Source organism: Streptococcus sp. DD11 (genome assembly GCF_001578865.1).
GTDB lineage: Bacteria > Bacillota > Bacilli > Lactobacillales > Streptococcaceae > Streptococcus > Streptococcus panodentis.
The window spans coordinates 1-864 of record NZ_KQ969414.1; the positions used below are offsets into that span (position 1 = coordinate 1).

The window sequence follows — 864 nt, forward strand, 5'->3', positions numbered from 1 at the left end:
CCAAGGCCTCCAGTCTCTTTCAGCCGCACCGCATCTTTTTCTGGCTGACCTGGCTGATCTATGCCTTGGCCTTTAAGATGCTGGGTGTCAGCATTCATGCCCTGCAGCTGACCAATGTCCTGCCCAGCCACTTGCTGAATGGCTTTCCGACTGTTGATTGGGCTGGGATTTACCCCAGTCTGGAAGCAGTCATCAGTCAGGCTGTCTTTCTGCTGCTGATTGTCGGGGTTACAGTCAAAAACAATGAGAAAAGCCATGAATAGAAAAGAACAGACTGTTATCGAGCATCTGACGGAATTCCGGCGCCGCTTTATTGCCGTTTTGGCTTGTTTTATATGCGTTTTTCTGATCAGCCTGCTCTTTTCAGCTGATATTTACAAGTGGCTGACCAGCAATTTTGAGCAAAAGCTGCTGGTTTTAGGGCCGGATGATATTCTCTGGATTTATGTCAGTCTGGCCAGCCTGGCTGCTTTTTCGCTGACTCTGCCCTTTCTGGTCTATCAGATTTGGGCATTTATCCGGCCGGCCCTGAAAGATCGGGAAGCCAAGGCTGTCTTTGTCTACATCCCCGCCACCTTTCTCTGTTTTGTACTGGGGCTGGCCTTTGGCTTTTACTTTGTCACGCCGGCTCTTTTGCAGGTCTTGCTGTCCTTGGGCGAAGGGCTCTTTGAGACACAGCTGACGGCTCAGAACTACCTGAGCTTTGTCTTTCACACGGCCATTCCAATTGCCTGTCTCTTTGAGCTGCCAGTGCTGGTGGCCTTTCTGACCTCTATCGGTTTGCTCAATCCTGTATTTTTGGTAAAATATAGACGATACGCCTACTTCATCTTACTGGTGTTGGCTGTCATTTTGACACCGGCT

General features: G+C 49.7%; 1 protein-coding gene and 1 pseudogene. Both read left to right on the top strand.

Annotated features, from left to right (window positions below):
- A pseudogene (locus tag STRDD11_RS13150) lies at positions 1 to 263 on the top strand (FTR1 family iron permease); the annotation flags it as partial.
- On the top strand, positions 256 to 864 hold a 609-nt coding region (gene tatC / locus STRDD11_RS13155; RefSeq protein ID WP_128837671.1), incomplete at its 3' end, for a twin-arginine translocase subunit TatC. The pseudogene STRDD11_RS13150 and the gene tatC, both read left to right, overlap by 8 nt.